This is a genomic window from Nocardioides sp. L-11A (genome assembly GCA_029961745.1).
Taxonomy (GTDB): Bacteria; Actinomycetota; Actinomycetes; order Propionibacteriales; family Nocardioidaceae; genus Nocardioides.
The window spans coordinates 4,408,363-4,425,913 of record CP124680.1; the positions used below are offsets into that span (position 1 = coordinate 4,408,363).

General features: G+C 73.7%; 15 protein-coding genes. 6 read left to right on the forward strand and 9 right to left on the reverse strand.

Features of this window, described 5'->3' with window-relative positions; translation table 11 throughout:
• Positions 1 to 14: 14 nt before the first annotated feature.
• Together QJ852_21215 and QJ852_21220 are read right to left on the reverse strand one after the other, a co-directional pair.
• Entirely contained in the window at positions 15 to 1,550 is a 1,536-nt protein-coding gene (locus tag QJ852_21215) for a hypothetical protein (GenBank protein ID WGX95662.1), read from the reverse strand.
• Positions 1,547 to 2,386 (reverse strand): protein phosphatase 2C domain-containing protein, encoded by an 840-nt coding sequence (locus QJ852_21220; protein WGX95663.1) that lies wholly within the window; start codon positions 2,384 to 2,386, stop codon positions 1,547 to 1,549. The genes QJ852_21215 and QJ852_21220 overlap by 4 nt, the downstream gene beginning before the upstream one ends.
• 183 nt (positions 2,387 to 2,569) lie before the next feature.
• Here QJ852_21220 and QJ852_21225 point away from each other — a divergent pair, with 183 nt between their 5' ends.
• Positions 2,570 to 4,858 carry a helicase-associated domain-containing protein gene (locus tag QJ852_21225; protein ID WGX95664.1) on the forward strand — a complete coding sequence of 763 codons (2,289 nt, stop codon included), beginning with the start codon at positions 2,570 to 2,572 and terminating at the stop codon, positions 4,856 to 4,858.
• 17 nt (positions 4,859 to 4,875) lie between these two features.
• Positions 4,876 to 6,534 (forward strand): DEAD/DEAH box helicase, encoded by a 1,659-nt coding sequence (locus QJ852_21230; protein ID WGX95665.1) that lies wholly within the window; start codon positions 4,876 to 4,878, stop codon positions 6,532 to 6,534.
• Between the two features lie 78 nt (positions 6,535 to 6,612).
• Here the strand turns inward: QJ852_21230 and lon are convergent, their stop codons facing one another.
• From lon to QJ852_21260, 6 genes are all read right to left on the reverse strand, one after another.
• Positions 6,613 to 8,964, reverse strand: a complete 2,352-nt coding sequence (gene lon, locus QJ852_21235) for an endopeptidase La (GenBank protein WGX95666.1) — start codon at positions 8,962 to 8,964, stop codon at positions 6,613 to 6,615.
• 77 nt (positions 8,965 to 9,041) lie between these two features.
• Positions 9,042 to 9,581, reverse strand: a complete 540-nt coding sequence (locus tag QJ852_21240; protein WGX95667.1) for a Uma2 family endonuclease — start codon at positions 9,579 to 9,581, stop codon at positions 9,042 to 9,044.
• An 18-nt stretch (positions 9,582 to 9,599) separates the two neighbouring features.
• Positions 9,600 to 10,733 (reverse strand): DUF2786 domain-containing protein, encoded by a 1,134-nt coding sequence (locus QJ852_21245; protein WGX95668.1) that lies wholly within the window; start codon positions 10,731 to 10,733, stop codon positions 9,600 to 9,602.
• Positions 10,734 to 10,960: 227 nt separating this feature from the next.
• Positions 10,961 to 11,623, reverse strand: a complete 663-nt coding sequence (locus QJ852_21250) for a 3-oxoacid CoA-transferase subunit B (protein ID WGX95669.1) — start codon at positions 11,621 to 11,623, stop codon at positions 10,961 to 10,963.
• Complete coding sequence (locus tag QJ852_21255) at positions 11,620 to 12,315, reverse strand: 3-oxoacid CoA-transferase subunit A (GenBank protein ID WGX95670.1); 696 nt, start codon at positions 12,313 to 12,315, stop codon at positions 11,620 to 11,622. Before QJ852_21255 ends, QJ852_21250 begins: the two co-directional genes overlap by 4 nt.
• A gap of 1 nt (position 12,316) precedes the next feature.
• Positions 12,317 to 13,501 carry a thiolase family protein gene (locus QJ852_21260; GenBank protein WGX95671.1) on the reverse strand — a complete coding sequence of 395 codons (1,185 nt, stop codon included), beginning with the start codon at positions 13,499 to 13,501 and terminating at the stop codon, positions 12,317 to 12,319.
• A 72-nt stretch (positions 13,502 to 13,573) separates the two neighbouring features.
• Here QJ852_21260 and QJ852_21265 point away from each other — a divergent pair, with 72 nt between their 5' ends.
• Entirely contained in the window at positions 13,574 to 14,464 is an 891-nt protein-coding gene (locus QJ852_21265) for a LysR family transcriptional regulator (protein ID WGX95672.1), read from the forward strand.
• On the opposite strand, the gene QJ852_21270 is transcribed toward QJ852_21265, so the two are convergent.
• On the reverse strand, positions 14,454 to 14,909 hold the full coding sequence (locus QJ852_21270) for a MarR family transcriptional regulator (protein WGX95673.1): 456 nt from the start codon (positions 14,907 to 14,909) through the stop codon (positions 14,454 to 14,456). The genes QJ852_21265 and QJ852_21270 overlap by 11 nt on opposite strands.
• Positions 14,910 to 14,976: 67 nt before the next feature.
• Here QJ852_21270 and QJ852_21275 point away from each other — a divergent pair, with 67 nt between their 5' ends.
• The 3 genes from QJ852_21275 (at position 14,977) to QJ852_21285 (ending at position 17,524) form a co-directional block, all read left to right on the forward strand.
• Positions 14,977 to 15,327, forward strand: a complete 351-nt coding sequence (locus QJ852_21275; GenBank protein WGX95674.1) for a hypothetical protein — start codon at positions 14,977 to 14,979, stop codon at positions 15,325 to 15,327.
• Between the two features lie 163 nt (positions 15,328 to 15,490).
• Complete coding sequence (locus tag QJ852_21280; GenBank protein WGX95675.1) at positions 15,491 to 16,414, forward strand: LysR substrate-binding domain-containing protein; 924 nt, start codon at positions 15,491 to 15,493, stop codon at positions 16,412 to 16,414.
• A gap of 6 nt (positions 16,415 to 16,420) precedes the next feature.
• Positions 16,421 to 17,524, forward strand: coding sequence for an enolase C-terminal domain-like protein (locus QJ852_21285; GenBank protein WGX95676.1), 1,104 nt, complete (start codon positions 16,421 to 16,423; stop codon positions 17,522 to 17,524).
• The last annotated feature ends 27 nt before the right edge of the window (positions 17,525 to 17,551 follow it).

Below are 17,551 nucleotides of genomic sequence, written 5' to 3' on the forward strand. Positions count from 1 at the left end.
AGTAGCGGGCGGGGTCAGGGACGGGTGACCTGGATGGTGACGCCGTCACCCAGGTTGATGGTCGCACCGGGGATCAGCTGGACGGCGATGCCGGGCTTGAGGTCCTCCGGGCCCAGGCCGGGTTGGACCAGGACCGTGCCGTTGGTCGAGCCCATGTCGGTGACCACGGCGGTCCCGAGGTCCGCGCCGACGCCCGGCCGGACCTCGATGTGGGTCGAGGAGATCTCGTGGAGCCGGCTGGGCACGGTGACGAGCGTCGGCTGCTCGGTCGAGGCGAACCGCCGGGCCTCCGGCGCGCGGCCGATGAGGACGGCGCGGTCGACGATGATCGACTGCCCGTCGGACACCAGCAGCTTCGCGACCGGCTGGGTGACCGGCGGGGCGGCCGGCGTCCCGGGCACGGGCGGCACCAGCGGGGCCGGCGGCTCACCGGCGCCGGCGACGGTGAAGCCGTCGTGCTCGATCCCCGGTCCCGGCGGCGGCGCGACGCCGCCGACCGGCTCCCAGGAGCCGATCGGGAGCGGCGGGGCGTCGGGGACCTCAGGCGCGGGCACGCCCGGCGCGGGCGCAGGGACGCCCGGGACCGGCGCACCCGGCGGCGGGGGCGGCACCCAGGTCGGCGGCGGCGTGGTCGGGGCCTCGGCGGCGGGGGCGTCCCAGGGCGTCACCCAGCCGTCCGGGGCCGGCTCAGCGGGAGCAGCCGGCTCGGCAGGAGCGGCGCCGAGCGGCTCGTCGACGCTGTCCATCACCTCGGTCACCGGGCCGTCGTCGAGGTACGCCGCCTCGGTGACCGCGGCCGCGCCCTCGTCGAGGGGGCTCGGCTCGTCGAGCGCGGCGGCCGGGGCGTCCGCGAACGGTGCCTCCTCGCCCGGAGCTTCCTCGAACGGGGCCGGCTCGGCCAGGGATGGCTCGGCCGAGGACACCGGCTCATCGGCAGCGAGATGGGCACCGCCCGCGACCGGGAGCACGACCTCGGCAGGCGCCTCGACGGGCGCCCCGGCCGGGACCGCCGGAGCGGCGGGGGCAACCGGGGCCGCGGGGGCGAGAGCGGGACGGTCGATCCGCCCGACCCGGACCAGGCCGGTGACGATCGGGAGGTCGGCGGCGGGGCCCTGCCCGGCGGCACCGGCGGCACCGTCGGCGTCGGCGGCGGTGTCGTCGGGCGGAAGGCTGATGCTCAGGGCGGTGACGTCGTCCAGGCTCCGCTCGACCCAGGTGTGGCTCTCGCCGCCGTCGACGGTCACGGTCTCGCCGGCGGCGGTGACGGTCGCGACGACGCCGGTGCCGCGCAGCAGGAAGCGGGTCGACCCCTCGCCGGCGTCCACCAGCGCGAAGCCGGGGATCCGGCTCAGCCCGGAAGCGAGCAGTCCGTCGAGGACGTCGTCGAACCCGGCACCGCCGTCGACCAGGGCCCACAGGCCGACCACCTGGTCCTTCTGCGACGCCGGCAGCACGATCGCGGCGCCGGTGCCGAAGACCGCGAACCACCCGCCGTCGCGATAGGACCAGGCACCGGTCGTGCGCTCGGCCCCTTGAATGCCGTCGGTCATGGGAGAGCCCCCAGCTTCTGCTCCAGACTCAGCCGCTGTGCGTGCGAGTCGTACGGGTCGTCGTTCGCCAATCCCACCACATCGACCACGAGCGCGGTCGCGTTGTCGTGGCCCCCCGCACCCACCGCGGCGGCGACCAGGGCGTCCGCGGCGTCGCGCGGGTCGTCGTACCCGGCGAGGATCGAGGCGATGGTCACGTCGTCCACCATGCCACTCACCCCGTCGGAGCACAGCAGGAGGCGCTCGGCCGCGGCGAGCGGCAGGAGGTAGTAGTCGGCGGCGCCACTCACGGCCCCCGGCATCGCCGCTCCGCCGAGCGCACGAGTGATGACATTGCGGCTGGGGTGGACGGCCGCGGCGTCGGGGGTCAGCCGGCCGGCGTCGACCAGCTCCTGGACCAGGCTGTGGTCGACGCTCACCTGCTCCAGCTCGCCCTCGTTGTAACGGTAGATCCGCGAGTCGCCGACATTGGCGAGCAGCCAGTGCGGACCGTCGGCGGACTGGACGAGCAGCGCGAGGACGACGGTGGTGCCGGCCGCGAAGGTGTCGTCGGCTCCGGCGGCACGCTGCTCCTCGTCGTACGCGAGCAGCCGGTCCTGGGCGGCCTGGAGCGCGGCGTCGACAGCGGCGGCGCCCTCCTCGAGGACGTAGTCGCCGCGGGCGAGCCGGGCCAGCTCCTCGACGGCGTACCTGCTCGCGACGTCGCCGCGGTCGTGCCCACCCATCCCGTCGGCGACCACGAAGACCGGCGGATCGGCCAGGAAGGCGTCCTCGTTGACCTCGCGGACCAGGCCGACGTCGGTGGCGGCGCCGTGGTGCAGCTCGACCCGGTTCATCGATGTCCTAAGCCTGGATCCGTGGATGGCCACCTACTACGCGACACTCCAGCGGCGCGTTCGCGGCGTTGCGGACGCTCAACAGTGCAACCAGACTGCCCTCGCGCCCGCGCCTTGCGACCACACCCCTGGAGTGCCGCTCGCGACGGCGCCCATCCACGGATCCAGGCTAGGTTGGGCACCGTGGGAGCGGGACCGAGCGGACACCGGTCGTTGGCCGACCAGCTGCGGTCGTGGCCTGACGAGCGGCTCCAACGCCTGCTCGCCGAACGTCTGGACCTGGCCACTCCTGCCCCTCACGACTTCGGACAACTCGCCTCCCGCGCCGCGGTGAGGAACTCGATCGCACGCGCTCTCGACGGCCTCACCCGAGGCGAGCTCTCGGTGCTTGATGCCCTCGTCGTCGCGGGCCAAACCACGGATTCCGAACTCGCGGCGACGGTCCACGCCGGCGAGGGGTACGCCGCCGCGACGCTCGTCCGGCTCCGGGACCTCGCCGTCGCCTGGGACTCCCCGGAGGGGCTCCGCGCGCTGAGCGGGGTGGGCGACGCGATGGCCGGCGGACCGGACGCCGGCGTGAGCGGCCTGCGCCCCCGGTCGGCGGCCCCGCGACCCGCGGCGGAGATCGCCGAGGCGCTCGCCACGCTGCCGCCGGACGCCCGGCGGCTGCTCGACCACGTCATCGCCGAAGGCGGCACGGCGCGGTCCGGCACGGTGCGCGTCGGGGTCCGCCCGGAGGACGCCGAGTCGCCCGCCGAGCTCCTCGTCGCCCTCCGGCTGCTCGTACCCGGCGGGTCCCTCCTCCCGGGCCTGCTGGTCGTGCCCGGCGAGGTGGGCCTGGTCGTGCGCGGCGGCCGGACGACGACGGATCCGGTCGACGTACCTCCGGCGGTGGCATCGGAGGAGCGCTCACCCCGGCTGGCGGCGAGTGCCGCGCTCGGCGCCGCGACGGACGTGGTCCGACGGGTCGGGCTGCTGCTCGAGGGGTGGGGCGTCCGGCCGGCGGCCGCGCTGCGCACCACCGGACTGGGCGTGCGCGAGCTGCGGGCGACCGCGGCGCAGTTGCAGGTGCCGGAACCGGAGGCGGCCCTGCTGGTCGAGCTCGCGCACGAGGCGGGCCTGGCCGCGTCGCGGGCCGACGCCGACGGCAACCCGGTGTGGGTGCCGACGTCGGCGTTCGACACGTGGGCCGAGCTCCCGGTCGCCGAGCGGTGGGCCGCGCTCGCCCGGGCCTGGCTGTCGAGCCCGCGGCTGCCGTCCCTCGTCGGCGAGCGCGGCCCGGACCAGAAGCCGTGGAACGCGCTGACTCCGGAGCTCTCCGCGGCCGGCATGCCGGAGGCCAAGGCGATGGCGCTCGCCGTCCTCGCCGATCTGCCCGACGGGCACGGCCTGGCCGCGGGCACCGGGCTGCCGTCCCTGGTCGCGCGGGTCGCCTGGGAGCGCCCGCGCCGGCCGCGCACCCGCCCCGACCTGGTGGCCTGGGCGGTGGCCGAGGCCGCGGTCCTCGGCCTCACGGGAGCCGACGTGCTGGCGCCGTACGCGCGGGCGCTGCTCGACGGTGCCGACCCCGCTCCGGTCCTCGCCGAGCTGCTGCCGCCACCCGTCGACCACGTGCTGGTCCAGGCCGACCTGACCGCCGTCGCGCCCGGCCCGCTCGAGCCGGACCTCGCCCGCAGGCTGCAGCAGGTCGCCGACGTCGACTCGCACGGTGCGGGCACCGTCTACCGATTCACCGCCGACTCGGTACGACGGGCACTGGATGCCGGCTGGACGGCGGCCGAGCTGCACGCGTTCGTACTGGCGGCCTCGCGCACGCCGGTGCCCCAGCCGCTCAGCTACCTGATCGACGACGTGGTCCGCTCCTTCGGCCGGCTGCGCGTCGGGCTGGCGTCGTCGTTCGTCCGCTCGGAGGACGAGGCCGCGCTGGCCGCGCTGGTCAACGACTCGAAGGCGGCCGGCCTCGGCCTCCAGCGGATCGCGCCGACCGTCGTGGTGTCGAGCCTGCCGATCGACGTCCTGCTCCCCCGGCTGCGCGAGCTCGGCCTGGCACCCGTGGTCGAGGGACCCGACGGCGTGGTGCGGGTCGGCGCCCCCGACTCCCTGCGCGCCCGCACCCCGCGCACCCGCGAGCCCGCCGACGCCGCCCGGACCGCCGCCCGGACCGCCGCCCAGGTGACCGCCGCCGTCGCCGCGCTCCGCGAGGGGGACGAGGCCGCCCGCAACCGCCCGGCCTCCGCCTCGACCCCCGGAGGCGGCGTCCTCTCCGCGCTCCGCGACGCGATCGAGCGGCGCGGCGCGGTCCTCATCGGGTTCACCGACAACCAGGGAGTCGTGTCCGAGCGGACCGTGCGCCCCCTCGTGGTCGAGGGCGGCCAGCTCACGGCCTTCGACGCCGATGCCGCGGAGGACGACCCGGACGCGGAGCGTCGCTATGCCGTCCACCGGATCAGCCGGGTCATCCCTGTCGGGTGACCCTCTAAACTCGTGCGGTGACAGACGGACCCCTCATCGTGCAGTCGGACAAGTCGCTGCTGCTGGAGGTCGACCACCCGCAGGCCGCGGAGTGCCGCAAGGCCATCGCGCCGTTCGCCGAGCTGGAGCGCTCGCCGGAGCACATCCACACCTACCGGCTGACCCCGCTGGGCCTGTGGAACGCCCGCGCCGCCGGTCACGACGCCGAGCAGGTGGTCGACACGCTGCTGACCTGGTCGCGCTACCCGGTTCCCCATGCGCTGCTGGTCGACGTCGCCGAGACGATGGCCCGCTACGGGCGGCTCCGCCTGGAGAAGCACCCCGTGCACGGCCTGGTGCTCGCCTCGAGCGACCGGCCGGTGCTGGAGGAGGTGCTGCGCGCCAAGAAGGTCGCCGGCATGCTCGGCGCGCGCCTCGACGACGACACCGTGGCGGTGCACCCCTCCGAGCGCGGCAACCTCAAGCAGGCGCTGCTCAAGCTGGGCTGGCCGGCCGAGGACTACGCGGGGTACGTCGACGGCGAGGCCCATCCCATCGCGCTGGCCGAGGAGGGCTGGAGCCTGCGCGACTACCAGCGCGACGCGGCGGAGTCGTTCTGGCACGGGGGCTCCGGCGTCGTCGTCCTCCCGTGCGGGGCCGGCAAGACGCTGGTCGGCGCGGCGGCGATGGCGCACGCGCAGGCGACCACGCTGATCCTGGTCACCAACACCGTGAGCGCCCGGCAGTGGAAGGACGAGCTGGTCCGACGTACCTCCCTGACCGAGGACGAGATCGGGGAGTACTCCGGCACCGTCAAGGAGATCCGCCCGGTCACGATCGCGACCTACCAGGTCATCACGACCAAGCGGAAGGGCGTCTACCCGCACCTGGAGCTCTTCGACGCGCGCGACTGGGGCCTGATCGTGTACGACGAGGTGCACCTCCTGCCGGCGCCGATCTTCCGGATGACCGCCGACCTGCAGGCGCGGCGGCGGGTCGGGCTGACCGCGACCCTGGTGCGCGAGGACGGCCGTGAGGGCGATGTGTTCTCGCTGATCGGCCCGAAGCGGTACGACGCCCCGTGGAAGGACATCGAGGCCCAGGGCTGGATCGCGCCCGCCGACTGCATCGAGGTCCGCGTCTCGCTGCCCGACTCCGCTCGGATGACCTACGCGACCGCCGACCCCGAGGAGCGCTACCGGCTGGCCGCGTGCACGCCGGAGAAGCTCGGTGTCGTCCGCGACCTGGTGGCCCGCCATGGCGGGCAGCCGACACTGGTGATCGGCCAGTACCTCGAGCAGCTCGCCGAGCTCGGCGAAGCGCTGGACGCGCCGATCATCACCGGTCAGACGACGGTCAAGGAGCGCCAGCGGCTGTTCGACGCCTTCCGGTCCGGCGAGATCGGGCTGCTCGTCGTCTCGAAGGTCGCGAACTTCTCCATCGACCTGCCGACCGCCGAGGTCGCCATCCAGGTCTCCGGCTCCTTCGGCTCCCGCCAGGAGGAGGCGCAGCGCCTCGGCCGGCTGCTGCGGCCCGGTGAGCCCGGTCCGGACGGGGAGCGGAAGGTCGCGCACTTCTACACGATCGTGGCCCGCGACACCGTCGACGCCGAGTTCGCCCAGAACCGGCAGCGGTTTCTGGCCGAGCAGGGCTACGCCTACCGGATCATCGACGCGGAGGACCTCGCCGGAGCCTGAGGTGGGACGGCGCAACTACCGAATTTGTCGTTGATCCGCCGTTACGGCGACAAATTCGGTAGTTGCGACGCAGACAGATCAGGCCGCGGCGGCTCCCGCGTCCGCAGCCACCAGCGCCCGCTCCAGGATCTCGGTGACCGCACCCACCGGGGTGACGGTGAGCACCGAGAGGATCTCCTCCGGGACGTCGTCCAGGTCGGGCCGGTTGCGCTCGGGGATGAACACCTCGGCGACGCCGGCGCGCTGGGCGGCGAGCAGCTTCTGCTTCACCCCGCCGATCGGCAGCACCCGGCCGGACAGCGTGACCTCGCCGGTCATCGCGATGTCCGAGCGGACCGGGCGACCGGTCAGCAGCGAGACCAGCGCGGTGACCATGGTGACTCCCGCGGACGGTCCGTCCTTGGGGACGGCGCCCGCGGGGAAGTGCACGTGGATGGACCGCTCGAAGGCCTCGGCCGGGATGCCGAGCTCGGTGGCGTGCGAGCGCACCCAGGAGAGGGCGATCCGCGCCGACTCCTTCATCACGTCGCCCAGCTGCCCGGTGACGGTCAGCCCCGGCTCTCCCGCCGCGACCGACGTCTCGACGTAGAGCACATCGCCGCCCATGCCGGTCACCGCGAGACCGGTCGCGACGCCGGGGACCGACGTGCGCTCCTCCAGATCGGGGGTGAAGCGGGGCCGACCGATCAGGTCCTTGAGCTCGCCCACGCCGATGTCGACCCGATCGACCGATCCGGACGCGAGCCGGGCCGTGGCCTTGCGGAAGGCCTTGGCGAGCAGTCGCTCGAGCTGGCGGACGCCGGCCTCGCGGGTGTAGTCAGCCGCGATCTCGCGCAGCGCCTCGTCGCTGATCGTCACCTCGTCGGCCGTCAGCGCGGCGCGCTCGAGCTGCCGCGGGACCAGGAAGTCACGGGCGATGGCGACCTTGTCCTCCTCGGTGTAGCCGTCGATGGAGACCAGCTCCATGCGGTCGAGCAGCGCGGCCGGGATCGAGCCGATGTCGTTGGCCGTCGCGATGAACAGCACGTCGGACAGGTCGAGGTCGAGCTCGAGGTAGTGGTCGCGGAAGGTGTGGTTCTGCGCAGGGTCGAGGACCTCGAGGAGCGCCGCCGCCGGGTCGCCCCGGTAGTCGCTGCCCACCTTGTCGATCTCGTCGAGCAGCACGACCGGGTTCATCGACCCGGCCTCCTTGACGGCCCGCACGACGCGGCCGGGCAGGGCGCCGACGTACGTGCGCCGGTGGCCGCGGATCTCCGCCTCGTCGCGGACGCCGCCGAGCGCGACCCGGACGAACTTCCGGCCGAGCGCCCGCGCGACGGACTCGCCGAGCGAGGTCTTGCCGACGCCCGGAGGCCCCGCCAGCAGGACGACGGCGCCGGAGCCGCGGCCGCCGACGACCTCGAGACCGCGCTCGGCGCGCCGGGCCCGGACGGCGAGGTACTCGGTGATCCGGTCCTTCACCTCGTCGAGCCCGTGGTGGTCGGCGTCGAGCACCGCACGCGCCGCGAGGACGTCGGTGTCGTCCTCGGTCGTGACGTTCCACGGCAGGTCGAGCACGGTGTCGAGCCAGGTCCGGATCCAGCCCGCCTCGGGGTTCTGGTCGCTGGACCGCTCCAGCTTGTCGACCTCCCGCAGCAGCGCCTCGCGCACCGGGTCGGAGACGTCGGCGGCCTCGACCCGGGCGCGGTAGTCGTCGCCGCCCTCGGGGTCGCCCTCGCCGAGCTCCTTGCGGATCGCGGCGAGCTGCTGGCGCAGCAGGAATTCGCGCTGGTTCTTCTCCAGCGACTCGCGCACGTCGGCGTCGATCTTGTCGCTGACCTCGGACTCCGCGACGAAGTCGCGGGTCCACTCGACGAGCAGCCGCAGCCGCTCGGCGACCTCGGGGGTCTCGAGCAGCCGGCGCTTGCGGTCGTCGGAGAGGTACGGCGCGTAGCCGGCCGTGTCCGCCAGCGTCGCCGGGTCGTCGATCCGGGTCACCTGGTCGGCGACCTGCCAGGCCTCGCGGCGCTGCAGCAGACCCACCACCAGCTTGCGGTAGTCCTCGGCGAGCGCGCGGACGTCGTCGTCGACGACCCCGCCGTCGACCGGCTCGACCTCGACCCACAGGGCCGCGCCGGGACCGGTCACGCCGCTGCCGATGCGGGCCCGGCCACCGGCCTTGAGCACGGCCGCGGGCTCGCCGCCGGAGAACCGGCCGACCTTCTCGACACTCGCCACGACGCCGTACGAGGCGTAGCGGTCCTCGAAGCGCGGAGCGACCAGCACCTGGGCCTGCTGGCCGGATTCGTGGGCAGCGAGCTGGGCGGCGTCGATGGCGGCTCGGGCGGGCTCGTCGAGCTCGACCCGGACCACCATCCCGGGAAGCACCACCACATCGGAGAGGAACAGCACCGGAAGCTGGATCGGGTTCGTGATTGCCCCTTCGTTCATGCACCTTCCAATGCGTTCCTGGTTCGCGGTGTTCCGGCGTTCGCCAACGGCGAACCCGGGAACTCGCGGGCGGCGGATCAGTCGAGCAGCCGCGCGGGGACGAGGGTGACCTCGTAGGGTGCGGCGGCGACCCACTCCTCGTCGCCAGCGACCAGCGCGGCCACCTCGAAGCGGCCCGCCCGCAACTCCCACGCCGTGAGGCTGGGGACCTCCGGGTCGAGGATCCAGTACGACGGGACGCCGGCGCGCTCGTAGATCCGCTTCTTGCGCACCTGGTCCTGCCCACGCGTGCTCGGCGAGAGGATCTCGACGACGAGCAGCGGCGCGCCCGTGAGGCCGCGCTGCTCGGGCCGGTCCCGTTCGACCACGATCAGGTCGGGAACCACCACCGACAGCTCCTCGACCTGGACGTCGAAGGGGGCCGACAGGACGATGAGTCCCGGAGGGCACACCGTCCGGAGCTGGTAGAACAGCCCGCCTGACATCCGCTGGTGATCGAACGACGGTGACGCGTTCACGATGATCTCACCCTCGAGCAGCTCGTAGCGGCGCCCGTCGTCGGGCATCCGGTCGAGGTCCGCCCGGGTGTGCCCCGGCCCCGGAGTCGGAGTCATCATGCCTCTCATCGTGCCTCCTCATGCCGAGAGCTCGCCAGCGTGCAGCCGGGCCCGGTCGGCGGCCGACCGTCCCTGCGCCGCACCCCGGGCGTCGTACCGGCCGCCGACATTGCGCTCGCGCAGGCGGCCCCCGAACAGCCGGTCGAACTCGTGCTCGACCGCGGCGGCCCGGGACCGGAGGACCGGGAGCGAGCCGCTGGAGCCGGGGTCGGCCAGGACGACGGCATCGGCCTCGGCGAGACGCTCGCGGATCCGGGCCGCGAAGCCGAGGTGGAAGGACCGGCGGAACGGGACCGACCGGGCGTGAGCACCGGCGCCGGCGCCGTGGGCGGCGCAGGCGAGGGCGCGGCCGGCCTGCACGAGCAGGGAGGTGAAGAGCATCTCGACCCCGGCGAGGTCCTCGGCATGCCCGACGACGGCGGCGAGGTCCAGTCCACCGAGCTCGACGGCGCGACAGCGGTTGGCCTCGGCGACCGCGGCGAGGAGGACGCCCTTCGCCGCGGCGTACGGCGGCTCGAGGAGGATCCGGATCATCCGTGGCCCGTCGCCCGCCCCGGGATCGTGGAGCCGGGCGCGGTCGACCGCGTGCCGGGCCATCAGCTCCTGTGCCTTCGCGGTCAACGCCTCGGCCTCGGCGGCGAAGGCCGTCGACTCCGCCTTCGCCAGCAGCTTGCGGATCCGCTCGAGGACCGGGTCGGCCGTGGTGGGCCCGCTGGGCGAGGCGACCTCCACCACGGACGGATCGGCTCCCGGCGGCGGGACGAGGACCGGGATCCGGGGGAGGCGGGCGAGCTCCCGCCACACGTCGGCCGCCAGGTCGTAGCACCGCGGCCGGTCGACGGCGTCGCGGCGCCGCCACTGGCGCAACCAGTAGTGCCGGGTCGACGCGGAGCGGCCGGACAGCCGGTCCACCTGATCCTGCCAGCGGGCGTCGACGGCGCCGGTGCGCCGATCGTGGTCGGCGACGACCGCGATGTCGACCAGCCCGGCGCCGGTGCGGCCGAGGCGGCGGGTCACGGCATGGACCACCTCGGCGGGCTGCCAGCCCAGTCCGTACGCCGAGGCGACGGCGTGCAACAGGACCCGCTCCACCATCGGATCGACGATCGCCACCGAGAAGGCGGTCAGCCGCTCCGCGTCTGCGCTCGGCACCTGCCGGCTCCTCGTCGACCGCCCCAGCAGCCGTTGCAGAACCTCCCGCGCGGCCCGCGCGTCGTACCGATCTCCCGCCATGGGGCGCCTCCGTTCGTCGTGGGAGCACGACGCTGGCGGCGGGGTCCGACGTGGTGTCGGGACCTTCCGGGGAGGCTGTGGAGAAGGGACCGTGTGACGCGGGTTGTGGAGAGCCGACGCACCCGTCGGTGACGGAAGGGACCGGATCAGCCCTTGCGGGTCACCAACGCAAGACCCAGCCGGCGACCGAGCTCCGCCACGCCGATCCCCCACGTCTCGCGGACGACCACCGAGGGACCGCCGACCTCGAAGACCCCGTGGTCGGTGTAGACCCGGCTGACGCAGCCGACGCCGGTCAGCGGGTAGCTGCAGGCCGGGACCAGCTTGGGCGAGCCGTCCTTGCCGAACAGCGTCATCATCACGAGCACGTCCTTGGCACCGATGGCGAGGTCCATCGCGCCGCCGACGGCCGGAATGGCGTCGGGCCGGCCGGTGTGCCAGTTGGCGAGGTCGCCGTTGGCGGCGACCTGGTAGGCGCCCAGGACGCAGACGTCGAGGTGACCGCCGCGCATCATGGCGAAGGAGTCGGCGTGGTGGAAGTACGCCGCCCCGGGCAGCTCGGTGACCGGCACCTTCCCGGCATTGGTGAGGTCCGCGTCGACCGCGTCGCCGTGGGCGGCCGGCCCCATGCCGAGCATGCCGTTCTCGGTGTGGAGGATGACGCCGAGCTCGGCGGGCAGGTGGTCGGCGATCCTGGTGGGCTGGCCGATGCCGAGGTTGACGAAGGAGCCCGCGGGGATGTCCCGGGCGATCACCTCGGCGAGCTCGTCCATGGTCAGCGGACCGCGGTCGAGGTTCTCGATGGTCATCGTGCCCCCTGGACGGTGTAGTGGCGGGCCTCGACGGCGACCACGCGGTCGACGTAGATGGACGGGGTGACCACGGCCTCGGGGTCGAGCTCCCCCGTCGCCACGACGGAGCCCACCTGGGCGATCGTCGTCGTCGCGGCGGCGGCCATGACCGGCCCGAAGTTGCGCGCGGTCTTGCGGTAGACGAGGTTGCCGAGCCGGTCGGCGCGGTGCGCGGAGATCAGCGCGTAGTCGCCCTTGATCGGGTACTCCAGCAGATGGCTGCGCCCGTCGATCTCGCGCACCTCCTTGCCCTCCGCCAGGGGCGTGCCGACCGCGGTCGGGCTGTAGAACGCGCCGATCCCGGCGCCGGCGGCGCGCATCCGCTCGGCGAGGTTGCCCTGGGGCACGACCTCGAGCTCGATCCGGCCGGACAGGTAGAGCCCGTCGAAGACGAACGAGTCGGCCTGCCGCGGGAACGAGCAGACCACCTTGCGCACCCGGCCCGCCTTGAGCAGCGCGGCGAGGCCGACCTCGCCGTTGCCGGCATTGTTGGACACGATGGTCAGGTCCGTCGCACCCTGGCGGATGAGGGCGTCGATGAGGTCGAAGGGCATGCCGGCGAGGCCGAAGCCGCCCACCAGGACGGTCGCCCCGTCCTCGATCCCGGCGACCGCCTCGTCGGTGGTCTCGAGCAGCTGTGTGCGCGCCATCTCAGGACGCCTCCTCGTTCTCGAGGACGAGGGCCAGGCCCTGGCCGACGCCGATGCAGATGCCGGCGACGCCCCAGCGCTGACCGGTCTCCCGCAGCACCTTGGCGAGCGTGCCGACGAGCCGGCCGCCGGACGCGCCGAGCGGATGGCCGAGGGCGATCGCGCCGCCGCGCCGGTTGACGATCTCGGGGTCGATCGGCCAGGCGTCGACGCAGGCGAGCGACTGGACGGCGAAGGCCTCGTTGAGCTCCACGGCGCCGACGTCCGCCCAGGTGATCCCGGCCCGGGCGAGCGCGGCGTTGGCCGCCTCGACCGGCGCGTACCCGAACGCCTGCGGCTCCAACGCGTACGCCGCCCGGCCGGCCACCCGCGCCAGCGGGGCCGTCCCGATCCGATCGGCGGCGGCCGCCGAGCCGAGCAGGACGGCGGAGGAGCCGTCGCTGAGCGGCGAGGCGTTACCGGCGGTGATCGTGCCGTCCTTGCGGAAGACGGGCTTGAGCGCCGCGAGGGACTCCGGCGTGCTGCCGGGACGGATGCCCTCGTCCCGGGTCAGCTCGACGCCGGCGACCGGCGCGACGAGGTCGTCGTAGAAGCCGTCCTCCCAGGCCTGGTGGGCGAGCTGGTGCGAGCGCGCGGCGAAGGCGTCCTGGCGCTCACGGGAGATCGCGAACCGCTCCTGCAGCTGCTCGTTGGCCTCGCCCAGGCTGACGGTCCACTCCTTCGGCATCGCCGGGTTGACCAGGCGCCAGCCCAGCGCGGTCGAGACCGCGGTGGCGTCGCCGACCGGGAAGGCGCGGTCGGGCTTCGGCAGCACCCACGGCGCTCGGGTCATCGACTCGACGCCACCGGTGAGCACGATGTCGGCGTCGCCGGTCTCGATCGTGCGCGAGCCGACCATGACCGCGTCCAGGCTCGACCCGCACAGCCGGTTGACGGTCGTGGCGGGGACGCCGACCGGCAGCCCGGCGAGCAGTGCCGCCATCCGGCCGACGTTGCGGTTGTCCTCGCCGGCACCGTTGGCGTTGCCCCAGACGACGTCGCCGATGCCGGCCGGGTCCAGACCCGGCACCCGCGCCAGGACCGCGACCACCGCGGCGGCAGCGAGGTCGTCGGTGCGGACGCCGGCCAGGGCGCCGTTGAACCGGCCGAAGGGGGTACGGACCGCTGCGTACACGTAGGAGCTCACGGCTCCGACGCTAGGTCGCCTAGTTGATATTGTGAAGGATCAATATCCGACTCATTTGAGAAGAATCCAGATATGGATCTGCTGCGCCATCTCCACTACTTCGTGACCGTCGCCGAGGAGCGCCACTTCGGCCGAGCGGCCGCGCGGCTGCACATGGCCCAGCCCCCGCTCTCGCAGCAGATCCGCCGGCTCGAGGCCGAGCTCGGCGTCACGCTCTTCGAGCGGACCACCCGGCGGGTCGACCTCACCGCGGCCGGCACCGCGTACTTGGCCAGGGCGCGAGCGATCCTCGCCGAGGTCGACGGTGCCGCCGAGGAGGCGCGGCGGGTCGCCGCCGGCGTGGTCGGCCGGATCGCGATCGGGTGCGTCGGCTCGGCCACCTACAGCCTGCTGCCGGACCTCTCCCGGCGCCTGGCCGAGGAGCTGCCGGGCGTGGACTTCGCGTTCCACGGCGAGATGCTCGTGGCCGAGCAGGTGGAGGCACTGCGCGAGGGACGGATCGACCTCGCACTGCTGCGACCGCCGGTCGGCGACGGCTCCCTGACGGTGACCCCCCTGCGCGAGGAGAGACTCGTCGTCGCCGTACCGCTGCGGCACCGGCTGGCCACCCGGCGCTGGCTACGGGTCGGCGATCTCGCCGGGTCCGACCTGATCGTGCACTCGGCGGGCCGCCGCTCCGCGATGTACGACGTCGTCCGCGCACTCTTCGCCGAGGCGGGCCTGGCGCCGCACATCCGCCACGAGGTGGGCGAGACCTCCACCCTCGTGACCCTGGTGTCCGGCGGCCTGGGCGTGGCCATCGTGCCCGAGCCGGTTCGGGCGCTCGCCCTCAGCGGCGTCGTCTTCGTGCCACTCGCCCGGCCCGCGCCGTCCGTCGAGCTGGCCGTGGCCCACCGCACCGACCGGACCGAGGCCCACCTGCTGCGCACGCTCGGCGTCCTGCGCGCGCTGATCAGCGGGTAGCCGCGATCACCTCGGTGAGCCGGCGGTGCAGCTCGAGCAGCTCCTCGATCGGCATCCCGAGCCGCTCGACGATCGCCGGCGGGATCGCCTCAGCGTCGACGCGCAGCGCCCGGCCCTTCTCGGTCAGCACGACCGCCAGCGCCCGCTCGTCGCGCGGGTCGCGCTCGCGGCGCAGGTAGCCGGCCGCCTCCAGCCGTTTCAGCAGCGGCGAGAGGGTGCCGGGATCGAGCTCGAGCAGCCGCGACAGCTCGGAGACACGCAGCGGTTCGTCCTCCCACAGCGCCAGCATCACGAGGTACTGCGGGTGGGTCAGGCCCAGCGGCTCCAGCAGTGGCCGGTAGAGCGCGATCACGCTGCGCGAGGCGATCGCCAGCGCGAAGCAGACCTGCTGGTCGAGCGCCAGCGGATTCTCCAGCTGCGGACGGGAATCAGAGGCGGGCGGCATGTTGTTAGCGTAACAATAATTTGTGTACAAATTGTTGCTACGCCAACCAACCGCCAGGAGACCCGTCATGACCCACACCGATGTCCGCGCCGCCCCTCGTCGCCGCAAGCACCTGATGGATCCGGCGCACCCGGTCCGCCCCGTCAACGACCGTGCGCTGAGCGACGTGCAGCGCTGGGTGATGTCGACGCTCGCCGTGTTCACCATCGCGCATCTCGCCGCCGGACTGGTCGTCGCGGCCCTGGAGGTGCCGGACACCGCGGCGACCGCGCAGGTCGGGCTGAACGTCATCGCCGGGGCCTTCGGCGTCCTGGCGGTGGCGGCCGGACTGGCCATCCACCGCCGCCCGCCCCTCAGCCCGTGGCTGCTGCTCGGGCTGCTGCCGACGGCCGTCGGACTCTGGCTGACCCTGGCCTGAGGGGTCGCGCGGGAACCTCGGCAGGATCAATAATCGGGAGTTATGAATGGCGCAACTATTCGTCTTTGTGTAACTCAATCCCTTCGATCTAGCGTGACGACGAACCGTGACGGCGAACACACGCCGGCCACAGACCCCGATCGCGCCGGACGGAGGTGACCCGATGGATCTCAAGCAGCTGCGCTACTTCGACGCGGTGGCCGAGACCTGCCACTTCGGCCAGGCAGCCGAGCGCCTCCACCTGGCCCAGCCGGCCCTCTCCCAGGCGGTGCGCCGCCTCGAGGCCGAGCTCGGCGTCCTGCTGCTCGCCCGGACCACCCGTCAGGTCGCGCTGACGCCGGCCGGCGCCTTCTTCCACCGCGAGGTGCGTCGGATCCTGGGCGACCTCGACGCCTGCGTGGTCGGCACCCGCAGCATCGCCGACGGCAGCCGGGGCCTGCTCCGGGTGGGCTTCACCGGGACCAGCGCATTCACCCAGCTGGCCCGGCTCTCCCGGATGATCCGCACGGCGCTGCCGGAAGTGGCGCTGGAGGTCCAGGCCGACCTGCTCACCCCCGGCCAGGTGGAGCGCCTGCTCGACGGCCGGCTCGACCTGGGGGTGCTCCGCGGCCCGGTCGCCGAGCCCGGCATCGAGACCCGCAGCCTGCTCCAGGAGCCGCTCGTGCTCGCGCTGCCCGCCGACCACCGGCTCGTCCCCGAGCCCGCCCTCGACGTCGTCGACGTCTCCGCCGACGAGTTCGTCGCCTACGCCGACTCCCGCTCCGCGGTCAACGAGGCGATGGTGTCCAGCTGTCTGCGGGCGGGCTTCTCCCCCAACATCACCCACCGCGCACCGGGCACCGCCGCGCTGCTCGCACTCGTCGCCGCCCACCTCGGCGTCGCCCTCGTGCCCGAGTCGGTGCGCAGCATGCAGCTCAGGGGCGTGGTGTTCCGCGACGTCGCCGACCCCACGACCATCGACCTCTCCCTGGCCTGGCGCGCCGACGAGCCGTCGGCCCTGGTGACCGGCGCGCTCGACGTCCTCGATCGCCACGGCTTCTTCGCCGCCGGCACACCGGCCCTCCCCACGACGAGCACCCCGAGCTGAGGACGCATGAAGATCACCGCCGTCGAGGCGATCCCGTTCCGGATCCCGTACGTCAAGCCGCTGAGGTTCGCCAGCGGCGAGGTGCACGTCGCCGACCACGTGCTGGTCCGCGTGCACACCGACGACGGCGTGGTCGGGATCGCCGAGGCGCCGCCGCGGCCGTTCACCTACGGCGAGACCCAGCGCGGGATCATCGCGGTGATCGAGACCATCTTCGCCCCTCAGGTCGTCGGCCTCGCGCTCACCGACCGCGAGCGGATGGCCGCCCTGTTGGGGCGCACGGTCGGCAATCCGACCGCCAAGGCCGCCATCGACATGGCGGTGTGGGATGCCCTCGGCCACACCCTCGGCCTGCCGGTCTCGGAGCTGCTCGGCGGCTACACCGACCGGATGCGGGTCTCGCACATGCTCGGCTTCGACCAGCCGGCCGCCATGGTCGCCGAGGCCGAGCGGATGCGCGACGTGCACGGGATCACCACCTTCAAGGTGAAGGTCGGCCGGCGCCCGGCGTCCCTCGACGTCGACGTCGTCCGGGCGCTGCGCGCGGGCCTGGGCCCCGACGTCGTCCTGTACGTCGACGGGAACCGCGGCTGGACGGCATCGGAGTCGGCGCGGGCGATGCGGCAGATGGCCGACCTCGACCTGGCCTTCGCCGAGGAGCTCAGCCCCGCCGACGACGTCCTCGGCCGCCGCTGGCTGGTGTCCCAGCTCGATGTCCCCTTCATCGCCGACGAGTCGGCCACGACGCCCGCCGAGGTGACCCGCGAGGTGCTCGGCGGCTCGGCGACCGCGCTCTCCATCAAGACCGCGCGCACCGGCTTCACCGGCTCCCAGCGGGTGCTCCATCTCGCCGAGGGCCTCGGGCTGGAGGTGGTGATGGGCAACCAGATCGACGGCCAGCTCGGCTCGATCTGCACCGTCGCCTTCGGCGCCGCCCACCAGCGCAGCAGCCTGCACGCCGGCGAGCTGTCGAACTTCCTCGACATGAGTGACGACCTGCTCACCGAGCCGCTCCGCATCGAGAACGGCGAGCTCACCCTCCGCCCCGGCGCCGGTCTCGGCGTCGCCATCGACGACGACAAGCTTCGCCGCTACCGCACCGACAGCTGACCCAGTCGCACCGCATCAACCCAACCC